We start from the raw sequence: 21,321 nt of genomic DNA on the forward strand, positions 1-21,321 counted from the left end.
ATGCGGCCTTTCATTTTTGTCCTCCATTGACAATCCATTAATAATCTCGGGTGGTTTTCCTTAAAAAGGTGTCATAACTTATCAGATGATGCTAACCCATATTTTACCGTGTTAATATCATTTGCCGAATAACTTTGGTCATTTGCAGAACAGTTTGAAAAAAAAATAAAATAAAGAAAAAACAGCATCAGGGTAAAAAAAGTTACCAATAGAAAAGGAGTGGTGGAGGCCGGGAATATGGGACTGATTTTGCTCTGTGCGGTTGAACTGCAAATTGTGATTAGATTTTCTTTTTTGGAAGTAAAATCACAAAGATGCTGGATTGAGAACTTTGGCATTTCGGTATGTTGACGGCCGTACCCCGAATCGTTTTGCAAAGGCCATGGCAAAATGACTGGAACTGCAGAATCCCGAGGTAAAAGCCACCTGGGTGATGTTCATGCTGTTTTCCGTTAGAAGGCTCCGGGCGTATTCCAGACGTTCCTGTCTTAAGTATTCAAATACCGTGCAGTTAAAAACTTTTTTAAATCCCCTTGTTAACCGGGAATGACTCATGCCCACCTGCCGGGCCAGATCAGGAAGGGAGGGCGGGAACTGGAGCTGGTCGACCAACAGATCCCGGGCCCTGAAAATTCGTTTTTTTTCATCGCCGTTAACGGGGCAGGATATATGTTTGGAGCCTTTACATTCAAAAAACTGTTCCAGTTGACAGGCAACAAGCTCCATGGCCTTGCTTTCCAGGAAAATGTTTTTGATGATACCCCGGTGGGGGCAGTTAAACATCTGGGAAAGTATCATTGTCATGCCGGGACTCATTTTTTGTGCTGAAAACAAATAGCCTTTTTCCAGAGATGTTCTAAGGATTTTCCCGGCCTTTGACTCTTCCTCCGGGTCTATGAGGGAGGTAAGAATATCTGGAGAAATACGGACGGCAAGGCCGTTCAATTCTTTACCGCCTGCTGTATTCCGGCTCAGGGCGGGATCTTCAAAATAATGGACATAGGCATCTCCAGCTCCCATGATTATGGGTGACCCATGACAGGCATTTTTCGTGCTGGTCAGTCCGGACAGCCCAAACACAAAGGTGACCAAAGGGGATGCCCAGGCGATATTTGCATGGTAATCCCGATCAAACCGACATTGGCTAAGGCAAATGTTCATACCTGGACGGCATGCCAGGGAACGAAATCGACCCCGGCCCAGATCGCTGGGAAGGATGCGCACAATTTCCCGGGCCTGGCTGGATTGCTCTTGTGTGTCTTGTTTATTAAAATGGATAAAACGACCCTTGGGATTTTTGATTACTATTTTTGCAGTCATCACAGCCTCATTCAGTGCGAATTAAATTTTAAAAAATTCTGCACTCTTTATTTCCGTTTTACACTTTAAAGAGCAATTTGCCCATTTGGGGTCAAGTTCTTCAAAAAAGCGTGAATTTTTGTCGGAGCCGTATGATGGATGCCAAAAACTACTTTTTTTCAAAAAAAAACCCGCGCACAAATGGACGCGGGGATTCCGTTTTTATCCCTGGTAAGGTCGCTTTTGGGTTTAAGTAAATGTTTTTATGCCCCGAACAATTTTTACTTAAAAAAGAATTAAAGGCAGGTCTTCTGACTTCTCTCATCTTTTTTAAGGCCTTCCCGTTCATATCTGATTGAACAGTGGCACAAATATTAAAAAAGATTTATTTCCCCTTGCAGGTGATAAATGAGAGTTACAGCGGCGGGTCCGCTCCTGATTCACACAGGATTCCCTATTAAGTCCTTTTGGACGCCAATAATTGCAATAAAAAAAATCTAAATATGCATCGTAAATATTCGGGTTGGTAATGTAAATGTCTGGCCAGTGCTCCATATTCGTTTATTTGGGACTGCGTAGCATACGATTGCTATGTGAACAGGCCAAAATGAGCGACTCTGGGATGCTGCCCGAATATTTACTATGCATCTACATTGATTTGATTATCCATGTCAAGGTTTTTTAACTGCATCACCACCGCTTTTCATGATCTGCCGGAAGAGGGGCAGCAGGCAGAAATCAACTCTTTTTTGTTCCGCAGATGTTCAAAGCTGTTCCGGCGATTGTATTATTTTTTTTTGATCATGAATAGACTGAACGTTGATCGTAAGGCTTTAAAAATAATCATTAGATAAGGAGGTTGTCGTTGGTGATATCTTTTAAAACGTTCTTATTAACCTTTTTTTTGCCATGGTTGTTCATGATCATTTTGTCCATGGCTTGGGTCAATGTGGGATTGTGTGGGGAAGATACCCCGGTTGAACTGGAGAGTACCATTGTTACGGCCGGAAAAATCAAAGCAGCTGCCGATGATTTCCCCGGCAGCATCAGCATCGCAGATGGCAAGTTTATGGAAGAACACCAGGCTGGTACAACCGAGGAGATGACTCGGTTTATTCCCAATATTTTTTACAAAACTTCAACTTCCGGAGATGCTTTTGTCAGCCGCGGTATTTCCACTCTGGACACATCCATTTATACCCCCATGGGGCTCTATATAAATGACGTTGCATATCCGTTGAGTTATATGCAGGCCCAGTCTCTTTTTGACATCCAGCGGGTGGAAGTCCTCAGGGGGCCCCAGTCCACCCTGTATGGAAAGAACAGTTCTTCGGGGGTCATAAACATTGTTTGGGCTCCCCCCGGCAATGAAATGCGAGCCGGTGCCTTTGTGGAGGGGGGCAGTTACCAAACCTGGAGCGGCGGCGCCATGATCAGTGGTCCCATAAAAAAGGATACGCTTTTTTACGAGGCTTCTTTTATGGGGCATGTGACGGACGGATATATGGAAAACCAAATCAACCGTTCTGATGATTTCTGCGATGATCAAGCTTTTTCAGGCAGGGGAACGCTCAGATGGACACCTTCTGCGGACTTGGATTTTTCCCTTACGTTGGTGGGAACCGATCGGGATATGGGCATCGGCGATCTTCGCTATCTTAACGGCCCCTCTGCCACGGATCGGTTCCGGGGGTACAGCAACCATTCAGACCGGGCCGAACAAAACAGCCTGGGACAGTCCCTTCGTGGGAAATATCGATTCGGTACCCTGGATTTGCTCTCCATCACCTCCCATCAAAGTTTTACCCGCAACGCTGTCATGGATGCGGATCGGATGCTTCTGGATCTGGGTGTTGCTGAAATTGATCTGGACCAGGACAGCTGGAGCCAGGAGTTTCGCATTTCTTCTTCTGAAGGTTTTTTCTCCTCCTGGCTGCTGGGACTGTATGCCGGTCGAGATTGTGTTGACAATGATTGGGCTTTGAACCATGTCAATGCCATGGTGGCCAATCAGCGGCTGTCTGATTCTGATACCGACAGTTTTGCTCTTTTTGGTCAGTCTACCTTGGCGTTAACCCATAGACTGGATGCAACGGTGGGATTGAGGATGGATCATGTTGCAGCTTCCGGCAGCCAGACCTATATCCCCCATGCTGGCGCCGTGACCTATTCAAAAGATATTTCAGAAACCGAACTATTGCCCATGGCATCCCTTTCCTACGCTTTTACGGACTCTATCAATGGATATTTCACTTTTTCCACGGGCTGGATGGCCGGGGGGTATGACTATTACTTTGCCACGTCTGAAGATAATTTTGCCTATGATCCCGAATACACTATGAATTACGAGGCGGGAATTAAAACCGCCTTTTTCAACAATCGTCTGAGAACCTCCCTGGCTGTGTTTTATACCCGGATTGATGACAAACAGGTGAAAGAAGAGGTTCCGGGCAGCGGGTTCACAGCCTGGAAAATAACCAATGCGGCCAAGGCCCACACCACAGGTATTGAGTTTGAAGTGAATGCTCTGCCAGTGCATAATCTGGAAATTTTTGGCGGTATCGGCTATGCCCGGGCTGAAATTGACGACTGGACCGGCACCTCTGGGGGAGAGTTTGTAAATTACAGTGGCAATCTCCTGCCTTGGGCTCCGGATCTTACGGCCAATGTCGGGGTGGGATATTATCTGGACAACGGCTGGTATGGGATTGCTGATCTGTTTTGGGCTGGCCGGCAATTCTTTGATGCGGCCAATACCCTGGAGGACAATGGCTATGCCTTGGTGAATCTCAAGCTTGGGTACGTATTTGATCATTATGATATTTCAGTGTGGGGAAAGAATATTTTTGACGAGTACTATGCCCAGAAAAAACTCAAGGACAGTATGGGAAATACAATGGTGGAGGATGGAGACCCCATGACCCTTGGCGTAACACTTAGATGGAGATTTTAAACATGAATAACGAACATTATCCTTCCATTAATCCATTGTATGATATCTTGCTGGGCCCCATTAAGATGGCCGTTTTGGAGGCAGCTTTTGAGCTCAAGATCGCCGATATCCTGGAACAGGCAACAGAACTTGCCGATATTGCCAGGGTACTTGATCTTAAGACTGACCCTGCAGGGCTTGGATTTTTTCTGGACAGCATGGTTTCCATGGGATTTGTTGAAAAATCTGGAACACAGTATAAAAACACCGATTTTGGAAAACATTTTCTATGCACCCCAAGTCCGGTTTACATGGGTGGCTTTGTTAAAAATATCACGGCCATGCAATATAGAAACCTGGGCAGCATTGCCCATATTGTCAGAAACGGTCCCCCCGGGGTAGCTCCCGGCCAGGAGCTTAGCAGCGAGGTAAAATGGGAAAATGCCGTGGCACATCTTGCCGGTTACCAGCGGGCAGGAGCTGCCCGCCTTGCGGCTGATCTGGTGGAATCCCTGCCCGAGTATGCCACAGCCACCCGGCTGCTGGACCTGGGCGGCGGACCCGGGATCATGGGTATGGAGATGGTCCGGCGGCATTCTGGATTGTCCGGGGTGCTGATGGATCTTCCCGGGATCATCCGTCTGGCCGGAAAAGAGGTTAAGAAAGAGGGCCTGGAGTCCCGGATTTCCTTTATTGCAGGGGATTACAATGAGGTGGACCTGGGGGAAGGATACGATATTATCTGGGCCAGCCACAACCTCTATTATGTTAAGGAACCGGTTGCTTTTTTTCGCAGGGTCAAGGCGGCCATGACCCCCTCCGGTGTTTTTATCTGTATCCATGAGGGGCTGACTGAAGAGCGTACCCAACCCATGTCTGTTGTTTTACCCCGGCTTTCCCTTGCACTGGAAGGGCAGGATGTTTCTTTTGAAAAGGGCCAAATTGCGACATTTCTTGGAGAGGCAGGATTTGAGCGGGTGGAGACCGGGTCTTTCAGCCTGGGTATGGGTGAAGGTGAGCTGGTGATTGCCAGGAAAAAATAAGAGTCCGAAATGGGAACGTCCATGCGGGGGGGCAGGCAAGTTACCGATAAAATGAATAATTGGGGGGGGTGTCTCGTAAGGGGCTGGCATGATCTGGGCAAGTTTTTTTGAAGCTTATTTTCAGTCGTGGGAAGATTCTCCTTCCAATGATGAACTTTTATTGAATAAACACCACGCGGTTTTTACCGTTTTTTTTGCCTTCATATAAGCCGTCATCAGCCTTTTTAATGGTATTCTCAACGCTTTGCAAAGAGTTATAAATACTTAAGCCGAATGTCATGGAGATGTTCACCGGTTGGTTGTTGAAATATAATGTTGTAGTAAAAATGTTTTTTCTTAATCGTTCCGCCAACAGCATTGCGCCATTAAATTCTGTTTCAGGCAATACTATCAAAAACTCTTCCCCTCCCCAGCGACAAATTAGATCCTGTTTCCGTAAGGAGGACTTCATTACTTTGGATATCGTTTGTAAAACAGCGTCTCCAAAGTCATGGCCGTATGTGTCATTGAAATATTTAAAGTTGTCAATATCACCAAGAAGGATGGAAAAGGGTTTCCGGCTTCTTTGGTAACGTATTTTTTCATAGTTTAATTTTTCATTCATGCTTCGACGATTCATCAATTTTGTAAGCGGATCGGTCATGGCAAGCTCTTCAAGCTCTTTTGTCCGTTCTGCCACCTGTTGTTCCAGAATCTGTTTTTGGTTCTCAAGGGATCTGTATAGTCTGGCATTTTCCAGGGATATGATTATCTGGGATGTAAGTATTTTTAAAACTTCCACCCGGTCGGGGGAAAAGGCCCCCGGGGTCAGATTGTTTTCTAAATACAAAATTCCTTGAAGTTGTTTCCGGCCTATTAAAGGGAGGCAAAGAACAGACTTGATGTGATGGGTGTTAAAATACTCGTCATTTTGAAAAAAAACAGATTGATCCCTGTTAAAAAGAACAACTTGTTCATGGGTTCTGGCCACATAATGAATTAATCCTTCAGGTAACTTCCCGCTGCCCTGAACCGGGTGTTCCATATCCATGGCCACAGCTTCACCGGCAAAAGAGACATTGGCTAAAATAATGAGCTCATTATTCTCTTTGGGGACAATAAAATACCCCTTTTGGGCCCCGGCATTTTCTATGACAATTTTCATCATGTTTTTTATGAGTGTCTCAAGGACAATCTCTTTTGATATGGCCCTGGTTGATTTTAATAGGGTCTCAATGTCAAGGTAGCCAAATTTAGCGGGATCATCGCAGGTGGCGGAGGACGGGTTCTCTTTTGGCATTTCAGAAGAATGCCCCTTCTGGGTTTTACTGAAATTCTCTTTGCCCACGGGTCCCATTTTCTTTATGGCTTTTTGTCTCTCAAATATATTGGGGTGTTTTTGAGCCATGTCTGCCATTTTTCTTTCAGCCCCCCATATATAATAGAGGTGATAGGCATCGTAGAGGTATCCGGCAGCGGCCTTTTCATCATTGAATTCCAGATACAATCGTCCTGCCAGTTCATTGATGACGGCCTCATCCCGGAGCCAGAAATGGTCATGGGCCTTTTGGATGGCTTTGTTGTATAGTTTTAACGCTTTGATATGTTCCCCCGACAATTTTGCCAGTTCCGCCTCCATCATCAATTGCAGGTGCACAAAATTATCAGGCGTAAAATTTGCCCAGGTTTTCATTTTGCCATGACACTCCTGCATCTGCTTCCATGCGGTTTTTTTATCCTGTGGATTTAAAGCGGTATAACGCCCCCCATGGGATAAAAATGTCACTACGCAGAATCGGACCTCATAGGGTAATGCCATTACAGATCCCATGGTGGGTTTTGCTTTTGTGACATGTTCAACGGCCCGGTCATAATCTCCATAAAAAGCAAACATTTCAGCTTTCCAAATGTGATAGGCTGTTATACCGGTGATAAAATGGCTTTTTTGCATTTCCCGCAGGCATTGGGATTCATCAAAGGTTTTTGTGTTAAAAGAGTATTTATCAATGGTTTTGCCTTGAAAGTTTAGATAAAGATGCATCACAAGATTTGTTTCGTTGAGCGCGTCTTGATACCCTGTTTCTTTAATTATGGCCCGATCTTTCTTTTTTTCTGTGATTAATTCCTTCAGCGTAAGCCTTGGGTCCCAGGTGTGGCGATGATGGGCAAGGTAGGCGATATAGAGAAGATTGCCGGACTGGTATCCTATTTTTATGCCTTCCTTTTGTATCTTTTCCATTTTTGACCAATGGTTGGCCCAGTGGAAAATAAGATCCACATAAAGATGGTATATCCTGCAATCCACCCTTGGGTCCTGATATCGATCTGACAATGCCATGCTCAACTTCCCGAATTGATACCCTTCCCTGGGGTTATCCAAAGCGGAACACAACAATATCCCGTAGGTGACAAAGGCAAAGGCAGTCACTGAACTGTTTCCATGGCGCAGGGACAGATTGACCACCGTCAATGTCAAAATCATAAAAAGATTTTTGTTTCCAATTAAATACGCCGAAGGCATGATTTCCATGATAAGGTCAAAAATTGCCAGAATGTTTGGATCTTTGATCTCCGGGGCATCTTCCAGTTCGCTGATTTTCCGTGAGCCTTGATTGCTTTTGATCTGCATGAGTTCTTCCAGGATCACCGATTCTTTGGGGTTTTGGGATATGTTAACCCCCAGATGCCGGAGACCGTCCAGGCCCAGCTCAATGGATTCTTCCATTTTTCCCAGGGTGGAGTACTGGGTCACCAGAATCTTTATGGCTTTTGCCTTTTCAAGATCTGATCTAACATGCTTCAAGGTGAGCAGGATCTGTTGTTTTCCCTTTTCATGGTTGCCTGAAAAATAGGCACACTCCGAGTACTCCATTGAAAGGGGTAAAATCAGATCATATGCCTTGTTCCATGGATCTTTTGGTAGAAGTTCCAGACCGGTTTGAAGATAGTTGAGCGCTTCTATATAGGCTGCTGCTTTTCGTGCTGAAATTCCTGCCTTGAGATTCAATTTACTCAATTCATATCTTTCATTCCCGTCAACCATCAAATCCACACCTTCATTTAAATGATAAAGAAGATCACTGAGATAATCCATGCCCTTGGAGAGGTCCAGTTTTTTCCAGAGCAATCGTCCATGGGTGAGATGGGTATTTTTTCGGGTGGTTTCATCGCTTAATTCATAGGCTGCCTGTTGTATTCTGTCGTGGAGAAAGCAAAAGGCCGGATTAACTCTGGAGGATTCCTTGGGCGGTGCTTCAAAGGCCAGCCGGTACTGATGATCCATGGGCATTATAATTTCTTCTTCCACGGCTTTTTTAAGCAGTTGTTTGACCCTGTCCGGTGATATTTTCGTAAGCCCCATAATCGTATTCAAGTTAAAATGATTTTTTATACATGAGGCAATGTTAAGAATCTTGCGAGAATCTTCAGGGAATTTTTTTAATCTGTCCAGCAGATATTCCACCACATTTTCACTTACACTTTCTCTTTGGATTTTGTCACAGTTAAATTCCCATTGCTTTTTGGTAGGATCAAGCCAAATCAGGTTATTTGCATGGAGAGATGTTAACAATTTTTTCAAAAAAAAGGGATTTCCATTGGTTTTGCTCTTGAGGATGGAAGATAATGCCTTTACCTCTTGGGGGTTACGCAGGAGGGTATCGCAGAGCATCCGGTCAATGCTTTTTTCCGTGAGAGGCGTTAAGTGAATGAATGTTGCGGCTTTATTTTTGTTGATCTCTTCAATGGTAAGCAGTAAAGGGTGGCCCTTTTGCACTTCATTGTCACGAAAAGCCCCGATAAAATAGAAGTATGGTATTTTTTTATAGCTTACCATAATTTCAATCATGCGAAGCGTTGCGCGATCTGCCCATTGCATGTCATCCAGGAACATGACAAGGGGATGTTCCTTTCTGGCAAATACCAGAACGAAATTTTGAAAAGTGATCATAAAACGGTTTTGAGCTTCTTGTCCTGTCAGTTCCCGGACCTGGGGCTGACTGCCGATGATCTGTTCCAATTCGGGGATGATATTTGTAATCAGACGTCCATTGATACCAACGGCATTTAATATGGCCTGCTTCCAATTTTCAAGCCGTTCATTGCTTTCACTGAGCAGGTGTTTCATAAGGTCTGTCAATGCCTGTATAATGGCAAAATAGAGACCATCTTGTTGAAACTGTTGAAATTTGCCGGATATGAAATATCCCCTTTGGGTGGAAACATGCCTTTGGATCTCATTTATCAGGACGGTTTTTCCTATGCCGGAGTAACCTGATACAAGACATAATTCTTCATTCCCGTTTGTACAGGATTTAAACCCTTGCTCTAATTTTATTATTTCCTCTTCCCGTCCGTAGAGTTTTTGGGGAATTTTGAAATGCCTTGAACTATCATTTAAGCCGATGGAAAAATTTTTTATGCTGTTATTTTGCAGCAATTGATTTAAACACGTTTCCAAATCAGATTGGATGGCGCTGATACTCTGGTAACGATTTTCTTTGTCCTTTTCGGTGAGTTTTTTGATTATTTCCCATAATACCATGGGCGTTTCTTTAAATTTATGCTCCGGTGTTTCTATCTCTTTTGCAATATGGCAATGGACCATCTCCACGGCGTCCCGGCCTTTAAAAGGCAATTCACCCGTTAACATTTCATAGAAGGTTATTCCCAGGGAATAAAAATCTGAACGATAATCAATATTGCTGTTCATCCTGCCTGTTTGTTCCGGTGAAATATAGGCCGGATTTCCTTCTAAGTCATTGGGAATAGAAGATATTGCCTGTTCACTGGAAATGACGGAGGCAATGGCGAAATCAATGATTTTAAGGTCTTTGTTTTTGGGATTGATCAGAATATTTGAGGGGTTTATATTTTTGTGAACAATACGATTTTGATGGATATAAGCGATGATTTTAACCAGCTGAATGGCTTTTTCCAAATAGGTTTTGATGGAAAATTTTGTGCTTATGAGTAGCTCTTTAAGGGAAACAGCTCCAAAATCCTCCATTATGATGGCCGAACCGTTTTTGAAAAATTCTTTTGTGTAGACTTTTACAATGCCTTTGTGATTTAACCGTGACATGATGCTGAATTCAAAATCAATTTTTGATAGCGATTCCGGAGTGCTGTATCTGTCATTGAGGCATTTTATGACTACAGGTAGAGCGTCTTTATCCCTTTTTCCCCGGTATATAGATGAAGTACCTTTATGAATATTTCCATCTATGGTGTATCCTTGTAGCTCTATCATTTTCCATCTCCAAAAATTGCTAAAAATATAGAAATTGGTCAGTTGGAAATTTTAATCATCTGTCTGGCCCAAAAAAGAGGTGTCGTCTTATAGCCCGTGTCTTGGGTCGTTCCACTTTGGCGGAATTATTTAAATTATTGTAATGTCTTGATTTTTCTTTTTGATATGATGGCTTTGTGAATTCTGGCCTCTTCCATGCAATCAGGTGTATGTAAAAATCCCCCTTTTTTGAAATCCCGGCCCCAGATTTCATGCCGGATCCGGTGTTTAAGTCTGTACATACGATTTACAGCATCATGGCCCTCAAGGAGATACATATCAAGTTTAAATAGCGGGGGTAATCTCATTAATGTGGTAATTCGGGGTATCCAGCCGTGATACAGCCTAAAGATATCACCAAAGGTGAGGCGAACCTTCCATCTTTCGGTGATGGTAAATCCATTTTCTTTAATTCTTTTTTCAATGATATTTTTTTTCCCAAAAATATACGACTCTGATTTCAAAAGACAAAATGTTTGTTGCATTTGTTTTAACTTTCTTGCATCTGTGGCACAAGTCACACTGGATGAGCTTAAAAAATATGTTGAAAGCCAAGGTGATGACCATCATAATGACGGATCAAAAAGTTCCTCAAAATAGTGGTTTTATATCATCAGTCCCCATATTTTGACACTTAAAATTCAATTTTTCATGTGCAGGTATTTGTATCGCTGGAATCCGGCAGACCAGATTCAGTAAATATTCGGTCAGCACCCCATCTTCACCTCTTTTGGTCTGCTCACATAACATTAGTATGCTACGCAGCCCCAAACAGGCGAACATGGGGCACTGTCCAAATATTTACATAATTAAACGGAATATTTACCAGATTCATGCATATCTTCAAGACAAAATAACAATTTTTGTTTGGGAATGTGACTGGTTTGAAAGTCATGATCACAATGCAGGGGGCAGTATGATTTTGATGGGGATGGATACGCTTCAGGGCTTAATATCATAGGACCCCTCCTGAATCTGTGACTCAGGGGGGGAGCATTTGGGGTGGTCAGTGATTTTTCTGATATTTAGTTAAAAATGTAAATATCAGGATAATCCATGAGTTTCAGGGTGGCAGCAATAACACCGGCCACCGCAGGTTCATCATGGATAATAATCAGGCTGTTGCTTTTGTTCAGTTCTTCCATCATGGGCTTGGAAAACATGTTGGCATAATCAACATGATTGGCACCCTTGATATGGCCTTTGTCGTATTTTGATTTATCACGGAAATCAACAAAGGTGTAATTTTTCAATGCTTTTGCATCTTTCTCGTTGATAAGTAATGCGGCAAAATCAATCTTGTTTACATCAATCAAATCATTCAGGAGTTCCAGCTGCCCCACTACGGGGAAGCCTGCCTTTTTCCACCCTTTGATACCGTCTTTCATCCAATATACATTCTGATAGCCATTAGTAACCGCCAACCTGGCGGCGTGATAGGATTTCCATCACGTGCCCGACGCACAATAGGTGAGAATGGGGGTGTTTTTATCCTTGGGAAGCTGGGCTATGTCAAAGTCCACCTTATCCAATGGCAGATCTGTACGTTTATGATCCTTGGGTACCAGGCAGGTGATGTGTATGGTTCCTGCCGGATGACCTTTCATGAAATCCGTGGTGTGACTGTGACATGCCACAAAGACCACTCCGTCGGCATGAAGTTTTTTTGCTTCTTCCAGCGTCACAGCCTTGAAGCCGTCTCCACCTTTGGCAGGGGCTGGAACCTTGGCAGCCATCGCCAAGGTTGAAAGCCCGGTGATAAAAAGCAATGCTACAATAAAACTTGTGATTCTCTGCATTACAACACTCCTTTGTGTTTAAATATGTCTATTTTTTTACAAATTTTACTCCTTTGCATTTGGCCTTTGTATACTGCTATTTGATTCACCCCCTTTTCTTATCTGTTGGCGATTTTATTACCACCCCTTTGTGATAGTCATCGACATTTTTAAGGGAAACCGGTATTTTTTTGGACTCTGCTTTAAAGAAAATATTCCGTGCTTACTGATAAAGTTGTCCTGCATGATTTAACCACCCGTCTTCATGACGGCCACTGGGGTCATGGTGGGTCCAGTGAACCACTCCGCCTTTTGAATTCCATTCATATTCGCCATAAAAGTTAATGTGATCACCGACCTCAAGAGCATTAATTCTTGGTGCAAGATCTATGTTGTGGGCAATTAACAGGGTCTGGCCTGAATTTATCCGAATAATGAATCGTTGGTGTTGGCTTCCCTGGGTGTCATCCGGCAGAATTTTAATAACTTTGCCTGACCCGCCGACCTGGATGTTGCTGATTCTGTCTTGAAAAGCCTTTTTCAGGGCTTTGTCACTTGTGGAATCTTCCGATTTAAGGGATAAAGATAGATTGGATTGAAAAAGAAGTATCGGGTTGTGAAATAAACCCGTAGGCTGCCAGGGATATGATTAATATGAATAGTATTTTTTTCATCATTTACTCCGAGATAGTTCTATTTGAACAGTATTTTTGAGGATTCGAGTAATGCTTCCAGCCCCATAATTGTCATAAGAGAGAGAAAAAAAAGGCCTGAAAGCATGCCAAGTATCTCAATAACCTGCTCTGTCGGCAATACCCATTGTTTTGCGTTAAGTGACTCTGAAACCGGGATGACTTTTGAAGATGCCGAAATCTGCCCTTTGCTTAGCCATTTATCATAATTGACAATTCTTTTTTCAAGAAAAGGATCAGCAATATATTTTTTTATCTTCATCTTACCACTCCTCTTTGATCTTTTTGCAGCCCAATGCCGAGTTGAGGCGCGAGTTTTATAAGTTGGCTATCCAACTCATTTTTGCAAACCCATATTAAATTCTTAAAGTGCTGTTTTTGGTGGTAAAAACGTTGACCTAAGATGGTTTTTGGGATGTTTTTTTCGTGATTTACTCAATAGATTCAGGCTATTGGCTTGGCCCGACCCCATTTGATTTTTCATTTGATTTTTGATTTGAATTTGATTTGTATTATTTGCTTAATTATTAACACAACTTTTATGTTAGATAGGATACCCTATGCGCTTTTAATTTGAATAGAAAACCGATTTCCTAAAAGTATCTTTTATTCCTAAAGCATCATGCAGAGCTCTATGAATTTCAAAGGCTTTGGTAAAATCTGATACTGAGTCATTTCTATAAAAAAAGCGCCATTGTCCCTTTCTATTGCCGCCTGAAAAGTGATTTCCAACTACACCAACTCGGTAAATTTCATCAAGTATTACGGAAGGGGCACTTAAGTTTCTAATTCTTGCTTCGTCGTAAAATTCTTGAGATGTGAAATTTAGCCCTAATTGTTGAATAATAATCTGAAGTTTATTCATCGCACTATCATCAAATAGCGTTGAGATTTCTTCAGAGATCTCACTATAAGCACTATTTGAGTAAGCCCGAATTGCGCTGTCATAGGCACTTCGAGTGAAACTCTTTTCCTGCTCGCATTTATTTTTCATAAGACTTAGTAAACGAACAAAATCCCTTGGTCTTGCCCAAGTTAATTCAAAAAAGAATTTCCAAGTATCACGCCCATCAATCTTGAATGGAAACCATCGATTCCAGAGCTGGCTATCTGACATCAAGTCGGAATTTTCTTTGCCAACCATTGAATATCGGATCTTCTTGAACATCAATCTCCAAAGGGGATGATCCACTGTTATTCTTGGATTTGTCCACCAACTAAGTTTTACACCAAAATTATCCATTAACTTATTTATTTCATCTCCCCTTAGATCATGAATAACCTCATCTCTCAATGCAATTAGAACATGCAAATTGGATGTGATACCGTTGATGTATTTAGTGGCGAGAATTAGATTTTTGATCATCGTTCTGTCGATACCATATGTACTTCTCGCTTTTGTCAATTCGACTTCATCTATAAAAACAACAACTTTTTTATTTAATTTTTGAGATATTTGATTTGATAGATACCTTATATTTCTGGCCGCTTGTACTATACTTTCGCTTTCTTCTTCTGAATATATATTTTGCATTCTCAAACCGACACTAACAGCGCCATTGGGATCTACTGTTACTACCAACATATCCAAAACTGATGCGATAGCACGAAAAAAACTTTGTTTGGTATTGTAAATAAGTTGCGAGAATCCATTGTCGATGAACTTGCTCGCGATCAAACTTAATAGGTACCATTTCCAGAAAGTTAAAGTTGTGGTGTCTTTATCATTTTCTTCCTCAAAGACATCGCTAAAAACTTTAAATCTACGCCTAAATTCATCTATGATTTCAGCGTCTTCTCTTACTTTGTTATAGCTTAAAGAAATAAAAGGGATTTGTCTCTCAATACAAGAGTTTTCCAATAATTTTAATAAAGAAGTTTTTCCAGTTCCCTTGTATCCATGTACATAGCGTTTTTTACCAGTAACTAAACTATCAATATTTTTTTGGGAAACTCCCATGAAATACAAATTCTCTATATTTTCTTTCGTTTTAAATTCTTCTGAACCATCAATGTCACCTAAAAACAGATCCCCAACGAGCATTTGTGATCTCCTAATTTTTATTTTGATAAGTGTTAAGTTCGCAAAAACGTCATTGACGTTGCAACACAAGATTGGACCAAGAGTCATCTGAAACTCTTAATTCAGGTCCTTTTCACAAGCATTTATTCAGTTTTTTTGTATAATTCCCAAAAAGTTCAATGCTCATCAAAAAAATGACTCATTCCCTGCTGGTTGTTATGAATCTCTATCATTAAAAAATAAAAAATTATTCAGTACATTTTTAAACAATTCTAAACATTAAAAGGCAGTGGACTGTTTTTTTCAGTTGCCAAATCACACATAACAATAAATGTTTTTTTTGACAACTATTATTACTTTTTGATATGTAACTATTTTTGAAATTATTAAAAATAAGGTATTTTATTGAGAACATGCTTATTTGATTTTTATTGTTTTAAAAATTTTACAAAATCATAAGTTTGTTTTGGTTAAAAGTTCCATAAATCAACCAAACTGCTGATTAAAATAAAATTCCCTGACGATAAAAAAGGCCCCTGAAAAATGAAAAACAAACCCAAAAAGAAACACATCTGCATAGTAGGCGCCGGCATCAGCGGCATAACCGCAGCCCACACCCTTAAAGAAAAGGGACATCGCGTCACGGTGTTTGAACGGGGACGATCCATAACCTTTGCAAAAGGCCGGCCCCTGTCGTCTCCCCGGTTTGACCGGGGCATCGGCGGTAAATGCCACTCCCCGAAAATTAACGGTAAAGCCTATGAAATGGGTGCCTGCTCCTGTGCACCGGGGTTTTCCACCGTCCTTGAAATGGCCCGGAAATACAAGGCCCCCCTTCGCAAACGCATGCCCTTTCGGGTGGTGGCCCCGGGGGGCAGGGAGCAGACCTTTCGCTCTGTGTACTGGCCGTTTCGGGCAACCCTTACCATTCTCAGAGAAATGGCCGTATATCTTTGCCATGTGCTCTCCTTTGCTAGGCGTTGCGATGATAAAACCGGATATCGCAACATCCCTGCAAAATGGCGGGTCTCCTTTGCAGATTTTTGTCGCACCCATAACCTTGTGTATATCCCCCGGTGGCTGGAGCTGCCGGTGGTCTCCTTTGGCTACGGCACCCTTGACGAAATTGAGACCTGGTTTGTGTTCAACTACATCACAGCGGTGAATTTCCTTGGCATTGCATTTTTTTTGATTCTGGCAGGACGGCCCCCGGTGCGTCGTCTGGATATGGGATATGAAGATCTGGTGACACGCATGGCAGCAAACCTGGATGTTCGCACCCGCCACGAGGTGGTGGCCATTGACCGCAGCAACGGGGTCCGGGTAACTGTTTGCAAAGAAGGGCACCCGGAATTTTTGCAATATGATTTTGATGCCCTGGTGCTATCCGTTCCTTTACCTCTTTTAAAAGGGGTGGTGGATTTCAGTGAAAAAGAAGCCTTTCTGACCCGGCACATTCATTTGAGTCCCTATACCATTGTGGCCTGTGAGATCAAGGATGTGGATAATGTGTGCCTGCTGGTGCGCCATCGGGTCCATTCCCCCGGTCATGTGGCTTTGATTGAAGAAACCGTGGAGGGCACCCGGGGCTTTTGTGTCTGCTATATTCCGGAGAAAAAATGGGACAGATCCCATGAAGAGATTATCATGGGACTTGAAAAGGATTTAAAAGAGATCAATGCCGCGCTTGTAAAGGTGCATGCCATTAAAAAATGGCATTACTTTCCCCGGTTCAAGGATGCCGACCTTTACCGGACACTACAAGGACTCCAAGGGGAGAATAGTACATTTTATGTGGGGGCCATTGCAAAATTTGAGCTGGCAGAGCGGGTGGCGGCCCATGCCCGGGGACTTATGGATGGGGCCTTTGATGGTGTGCGGAAAAAAGAGCGCCTGACGTTACTGAAAAATTTTGGCTATTATTACTTCAAATCCTGCTTCCCAAAAATATAGTAAATAACAAGGCCATGGACACAATATGCCCATGCACCACAGGTAACAAACCCTTTCCATTCCCTCCCCCATTGGGCTCGCATATTAAAGGCAAATCCGTTTATAATAACTCAACTTTCGGTGTTCGCATTTCGTGGTGGGGTCAGGCTTTCGTTATTGACATTATCGAGGCTTTTTTCGTTGGCAAAGGCCTTGGTCGATAACATCAATAACAAAAGCCTGACCCCGTTGGCACATGACCCCGTCGGCACACTGACCCCATCGGTACATTTAAAAATGCTGGCTTTGAAATGAAGCCCGAAAGTTGAGTAATAATGAATATGTGGGCGATTTTTTGAAATTCATATCCACGTGTTTGTGGATATCGCTTTCTACCTGCTCGTAATAACCATCATAAATTTGTATCTTTGTACAAAAAGAGCAGATGGGTAAGATGCTGCGTAATCTCCGCACCGCTTCCAATGTCTATTGCAGTTCTTCATTGATTTATTTAAAGATAAACCATCTGTTTTTTTGGAAATATTGTTCACCGGTTGATTTTTATGCAATAAATGGGTAAAGACAGATACAGGTTTGTATGGTTGTATAGAATCATCTGATTTAAAGGTGGCAGGTAAAAAGAAGAAACTGCCATCAGGAGGAATGCGTGTTTGATAACCTTTTAAAAATGGCCTTTGAAGAAGATCTGGGTACCCGGGGAGATGTCACCAGCGATGCTGTCTTTGATGATCACACCGATGTTTATTGGCTTGTGGCAAAGCAGGCAGGGATCCTCTGCGGGGTGGACTGTTTTACAAAAGCCTTTGCCCATGTTGATGAAACCTGCAAAATTGAGTGGTTCTTCTTTGATGGGGATGCTTTGACATCCGGGGATAAAGTGGCCCGGATATCCGGGTCCATCCAGAGTATTTTGCGGGCGGAGCGGGTGGCCTTGAATTTTCTTTCCCACCTGAGCGGCATTGCCACACGGACCCGGGAGTATGTTAATGCATTGTCCGGAAAAACCAGACTTCTGGATACCCGCAAAACCCTTCCCGGATGGCGAAGTCTGCAAAAATATGCCGTCACCTGCGGGGGAGGAACCAACCATCGCATGGGGCTTCACGACATGGTGATGATAAAGGACAATCATGTTGACGGGGCAGGGGGCATAGAAGCTGCCGTTAAAAAGGTTCGTGCCAAATGGGGAGATCAATTCAGGGTGGAGGTGGAAACCCGCACCCTTGATGAGGTATCCCAGGCCATATCTGCGGGGGTTGATGTGATTATGCTGGATAATATGGATATCCCCACCATGACCCGGGCTGTGGCATTGATCAATGGACGGGCCGAAACAGAAGCCTCCGGAAATATGGATTTGTCCCGCATGGGGCCGGTTTCTTGTACCGGTGTGGATTATATCTCCGTGGGGGCTTTGACCCACTCTGTAACGGTGTTTGATTTTTCAATCAAGCAATTATAACTTTAAAAAATTATGGGCTTGTCATCGCATCTGTTATTTGGGACAGCGTTTTGATATATCTGATTCCATTGTAAGATCACAGGTGTTGCGGCAGGTCTCCAAATATCCCCCTTTTAAAGATCAAAGCGGGAAGTATAGAGGATTTTAAAAATGAACGATGATGTAGTAACAATAAAAAACCGTCTGGGAAATCGCGTGGTCATTCCTGCCCACCATTATGAACTGGATGAAGTGGTGGACATGGCGGATTTTCTGGGTGATTCATATAAGTTGGCCGTGGACTGTTCCAAGACCCGGGCTGAATATATTGTTTTTGGCGGGGTGAGTTTCATGGCCGAAGGGGCTGCCCTTTTGGCAGGTTCTGACCAGAAGGTGCTGATACCCGATCCCCAGGCCGGGTGTCCCATGGCCCAGATGATTACAGGGGAGGGGGCCAAAGCAGTGTATGAAACCCTTTCTGCCCGTTGTGACCGCCAGATTATTCCCATTGTATATATGAATTCCCATGCAGATATGAAGGCCTTTTGCGGGGCCCATGACGGTACGGTGTGTACCAGCTCCAATGCTTCAAAAATCGTTAAACGCTTTTTGGACGAAGATAAGTCTGTGTTTTTTTCGCCGGATTTTAATCTGGGTATTAATACGGCCAATGATCTTGGTATTCCCGGCCATGAAGTGGTAACCGTGCGAAGGGACGGAACCCTTGAAGGTGCTGATCCTTCATCGGCAAGGATATTTTTGTGGGATGGCTTTTGCCATGTCCATAAAACCTTTACCCTGGACGATATCTCCCGTTTACGCTCAAGCCATCCCGATATCCAGATCATTGTGCATCCGGAGTGCGAAGAGGCCGTGGTAACTGCCTCGGATTATGCCGGTTCCACGGCCATGATTTATAATACCGTCAAAGACGCAGCCCCGGGGACCGTCTGGGGAATCGGCACGGAATACCGTTTTGTGGCGCGCATGGCCAACACGTTTTCCGATAAGACCATCATTCCTTTAAGGGAGTCCATCTGCCATGATATGAGCCGTATTACCCTTGAAAAACTCACCGTCTCCCTGGCATCCGTTGAGAGTTTCATCAAAGATAAAGGGCCTTTGATTCATCCGGTCACCGTCCCTGAATCGTTGAAAAAAGATGCCAAAAAAGCATTGCAGCGAATGATCGATATTGTAGAGGCCTCATGATGGAACATGTGTATGATGTGGTTGTGGTGGGTACGGGGATTGCCGGGCTTTCAGCGGCCATCATGCTAAAAGAGCATGGGCATGACGTGGTGGTGTTAAGCAAGGCGGATGAGGCCAAAGATACGGCAACCAATCTTGCCCAGGGCGGCATCATTGCCTGGCATGAAACCGATACTTCAAGGTTGCTGGAAGCGGACATTTTGCGGGCCGGATGTGGATATAACAAACGGTCTGCAACCCATCTCATTGCGGAAAAAGGCCCGGAGCTGGTGTTTGATTTTCTCATTGACAAGGTGGGCATTGAATTTTCAAAAACCGAGGCAGGTGCCTTGGACTATACGGAAGAGGCAGCCCATTCCCGGCGACGTATTCTTCATTTTTCAGATCACACCGGAGAGGAGATTCAACGGGCACTCATTGCCTATGCCCGGAAAATCAATTTGACCGTTTTAACGGGTCACATGGCCATTGATCTTATCACCAACAACCATCACTCCCGGGATACCCAGGAGCTTTACCGTCCCTGTGAGGTGATGGGGCTTTATGTGCTTAACAGTAAGGAAGACCGGGTGGAAACGTTTTTTGCCCATAAGACAGTATTGGCCACAGGGGGGGTGGGCAATGTGTATCAGCACACCACCAACCCCATGTCCGCCACAGGTGACGGATTGAGTATGGCCTATCGGGCCGGTGCAGACATCATCAATGCTGAATTCATGCAGTTTCATCCCACATCGTTGTTTCACCGGGATATTAAACGATTTCTTATTTCCGAATCCCTCCGGGGGGAGGGGGCAAGGCTTGTGGATCACCAGGGAAAGCACTTCATGGAAAAGCATTCTGATCTGGGGGATCTGGCACCCCGGGATGTGGTGGCCCGGGGAATCTACGAGGAAATGGCCCGGGCAGGCAAGGAGTTCATGCTTTTGGACATTGCCTCCCACTATCAAGGGGATACCCCCATTCCTGAACGGTTTTCTAAAATATATCACACCTGCCTCAAGGGAGGAATTGATATAACAAAGGAACCCATTCCCGTGGTGCCGGCAGCACACTATTTTTGCGGTGGAATAAAGGTGGACCAATTTGGTAACGCCACCCTTCCCAATCTTTATGCCATTGGCGAAACCAGCTGCACCGGTGTGCACGGGGCCAATCGTCTGGCATCCACCTCCCTTTTGGAAGGATTGCAGTGGGCAAGGCAGGCCGCAGACCACATTCATACAACATTCAATGAAATTGATGCAAAACGACTTGCCCAGATTCCAGACTGGCAGCAGCCCTGCCAGGTGGAGGATTTTGACCCGCTGCTTTTTCACCAGGACTGGAAGGTGATCCAGCTGACCATGTGGAACTATGCCGGAATTGTAAGGAGCAGAAGGGGCCTGGAACGGGCACGATCGGATTTAAATTACCATGCCCATCGTATCATCAAATTTTACCGATCCGCTCGTTTGAATCGCCAGATCATAGAGTTGAGAAACGGTGTGGAAACCGCTTTTATTATTGTTAAGGCGGCCATGCGCAATCAACAATCCATTGGATGTCATTATATTGCTGGATGATGGATGTGTTGCTTTAATGCTATTCATTTTTTCCAAGTTTTTTTCATGATGTTAATTGGCGTTTCTGGAGTTGCTGTTATCGAATTTCTGTACAGCATATGGTTTAAAAAGGGA

At 43.7% G+C, this 21,321-nt stretch carries 14 protein-coding genes and 1 riboswitch; of the genes, 6 read left to right on the plus strand and 8 right to left on the minus strand.

Annotated elements, in window-relative coordinates; all coding sequences use genetic code 11:
- Positions 1–306: 306 nt before the first annotated feature.
- The gene (locus B9A32_RS06880) at positions 307–1,320 is read right to left on the minus strand and encodes a helix-turn-helix transcriptional regulator (protein WP_084067838.1); all 1,014 of its coding nucleotides are present in this window, start codon (positions 1,318–1,320) and stop codon (positions 307–309) included.
- 263 nt (positions 1,321–1,583) lie between these two features.
- Positions 1,584–1,793, minus strand: a riboswitch (cobalamin riboswitch).
- Between the two features lie 440 nt (positions 1,794–2,233).
- Between B9A32_RS06880 and B9A32_RS06890 the strand changes: the two genes are divergently transcribed.
- Positions 2,234–4,252, plus strand: a complete 2,019-nt coding sequence (locus B9A32_RS06890) for a TonB-dependent receptor (RefSeq protein WP_212637840.1) — start codon at positions 2,234–2,236, stop codon at positions 4,250–4,252.
- Between the two features lie 2 nt (positions 4,253–4,254).
- A complete protein-coding gene (locus B9A32_RS06895) occupies positions 4,255–5,274 on the plus strand; it encodes a class I SAM-dependent methyltransferase (protein WP_170923740.1) in 1,020 nt (339 codons plus the stop codon).
- 157 nt (positions 5,275–5,431) lie between these two features.
- On the opposite strand, the gene B9A32_RS06900 is transcribed toward B9A32_RS06895, so the two are convergent.
- The 7 genes from B9A32_RS06900 to B9A32_RS06940 all read right to left on the minus strand — a co-directional run bounded on the left by B9A32_RS06900 (position 5,432) and on the right by B9A32_RS06940 (position 15,057).
- Positions 5,432–10,504, minus strand: coding sequence for a diguanylate cyclase (locus B9A32_RS06900; protein ID WP_084067849.1), 5,073 nt, complete (start codon positions 10,502–10,504; stop codon positions 5,432–5,434).
- A 134-nt stretch (positions 10,505–10,638) separates the two neighbouring features.
- Complete coding sequence (locus B9A32_RS06905; protein WP_212637841.1) at positions 10,639–11,007, minus strand: hypothetical protein; 369 nt, start codon at positions 11,005–11,007, stop codon at positions 10,639–10,641.
- Positions 11,008–11,568: 561 nt separating this feature from the next.
- Positions 11,569–11,931 (minus strand): rhodanese-like domain-containing protein, encoded by a 363-nt coding sequence (locus B9A32_RS06920; protein WP_084067861.1) that lies wholly within the window; start codon positions 11,929–11,931, stop codon positions 11,569–11,571.
- Between the two features lie 60 nt (positions 11,932–11,991).
- The gene (locus B9A32_RS06925) at positions 11,992–12,342 is read right to left on the minus strand and encodes a rhodanese-like domain-containing protein (RefSeq protein ID WP_084067862.1); all 351 of its coding nucleotides are present in this window, start codon (positions 12,340–12,342) and stop codon (positions 11,992–11,994) included.
- 202 nt (positions 12,343–12,544) lie between these two features.
- Positions 12,545–12,931: a DUF3465 domain-containing protein gene (locus tag B9A32_RS22500; RefSeq protein ID WP_084067863.1), complete on the minus strand. Its 387-nt coding sequence runs from the start codon at positions 12,929–12,931 to the stop codon at positions 12,545–12,547.
- A gap of 83 nt (positions 12,932–13,014) precedes the next feature.
- Positions 13,015–13,275 carry a hypothetical protein gene (locus B9A32_RS06935; protein WP_084067864.1) on the minus strand — a complete coding sequence of 87 codons (261 nt, stop codon included), beginning with the start codon at positions 13,273–13,275 and terminating at the stop codon, positions 13,015–13,017.
- Between the two features lie 306 nt (positions 13,276–13,581).
- On the minus strand, positions 13,582–15,057 hold the full coding sequence (locus B9A32_RS06940; protein ID WP_084067865.1) for a P-loop ATPase, Sll1717 family: 1,476 nt from the start codon (positions 15,055–15,057) through the stop codon (positions 13,582–13,584).
- Positions 15,058–15,579: 522 nt separating this feature from the next.
- Here B9A32_RS06940 and B9A32_RS06945 point away from each other — a divergent pair.
- The 4 genes from B9A32_RS06945 to nadB all read left to right on the plus strand — a co-directional run bounded on the left by B9A32_RS06945 (position 15,580) and on the right by nadB (position 21,207).
- Positions 15,580–16,989 carry an FAD-dependent oxidoreductase gene (locus B9A32_RS06945; RefSeq protein WP_084067866.1) on the plus strand — a complete coding sequence of 470 codons (1,410 nt, stop codon included), beginning with the start codon at positions 15,580–15,582 and terminating at the stop codon, positions 16,987–16,989.
- A gap of 646 nt (positions 16,990–17,635) precedes the next feature.
- Entirely contained in the window at positions 17,636–18,451 is an 816-nt protein-coding gene (gene nadC, locus B9A32_RS06950) for a carboxylating nicotinate-nucleotide diphosphorylase (RefSeq protein ID WP_232367075.1), read from the plus strand.
- A gap of 150 nt (positions 18,452–18,601) precedes the next feature.
- Complete coding sequence (nadA, locus tag B9A32_RS06955) at positions 18,602–19,642, plus strand: quinolinate synthase NadA (protein ID WP_084067867.1); 1,041 nt, start codon at positions 18,602–18,604, stop codon at positions 19,640–19,642.
- Positions 19,639–21,207 carry an L-aspartate oxidase gene (gene nadB, locus B9A32_RS06960; RefSeq protein ID WP_084067869.1) on the plus strand — a complete coding sequence of 523 codons (1,569 nt, stop codon included), beginning with the start codon at positions 19,639–19,641 and terminating at the stop codon, positions 21,205–21,207. Before nadA ends, nadB begins: the two co-directional genes overlap by 4 nt.
- Positions 21,208–21,321: the final 114 nt, after the last annotated feature.

The sequence above is a fragment of the Desulfocicer vacuolatum DSM 3385 genome (assembly GCF_900176365.1).
Lineage (GTDB): Bacteria > Desulfobacterota > Desulfobacteria > Desulfobacterales > Desulfobacteraceae > Desulfocicer > Desulfocicer vacuolatum.

Bases quoted from the DNA above. Each gene is read 5' to 3' on its own strand.
- B9A32_RS06880 (WP_084067838.1), bottom strand. From the start codon at position 1,320: ATGACTGCAAAAATAGTAATCAAAAATCCCAAGGGTCGTTTTATCCAT.
- B9A32_RS06890 (WP_212637840.1), top strand. From the start codon at position 2,234: ATGGCTTGGGTCAATGTGGGATTGTGTGGGGAAGATACCCCGGTTGAA.
- B9A32_RS06895 (WP_170923740.1), top strand. From the start codon at position 4,255: ATGAATAACGAACATTATCCTTCCATTAATCCATTGTATGATATCTTG.
- B9A32_RS06900 (WP_084067849.1), bottom strand. From the start codon at position 10,504: ATGATAGAGCTACAAGGATACACCATAGATGGAAATATTCATAAAGGT.
- B9A32_RS06920 (WP_084067861.1), bottom strand. From the start codon at position 11,931: ATGAAAGACGGTATCAAAGGGTGGAAAAAGGCAGGCTTCCCCGTAGTG.
- B9A32_RS06925 (WP_084067862.1), bottom strand. From the start codon at position 12,342: ATGCAGAGAATCACAAGTTTTATTGTAGCATTGCTTTTTATCACCGGG.
- B9A32_RS06935 (WP_084067864.1), bottom strand. From the start codon at position 13,275: ATGAAGATAAAAAAATATATTGCTGATCCTTTTCTTGAAAAAAGAATT.
- B9A32_RS06940 (WP_084067865.1), bottom strand. From the start codon at position 15,057: ATGCTCGTTGGGGATCTGTTTTTAGGTGACATTGATGGTTCAGAAGAA.
- B9A32_RS06945 (WP_084067866.1), top strand. From the start codon at position 15,580: ATGAAAAACAAACCCAAAAAGAAACACATCTGCATAGTAGGCGCCGGC.
- nadA (WP_084067867.1), top strand. From the start codon at position 18,602: ATGAACGATGATGTAGTAACAATAAAAAACCGTCTGGGAAATCGCGTG.
- nadB (WP_084067869.1), top strand. From the start codon at position 19,639: ATGATGGAACATGTGTATGATGTGGTTGTGGTGGGTACGGGGATTGCC.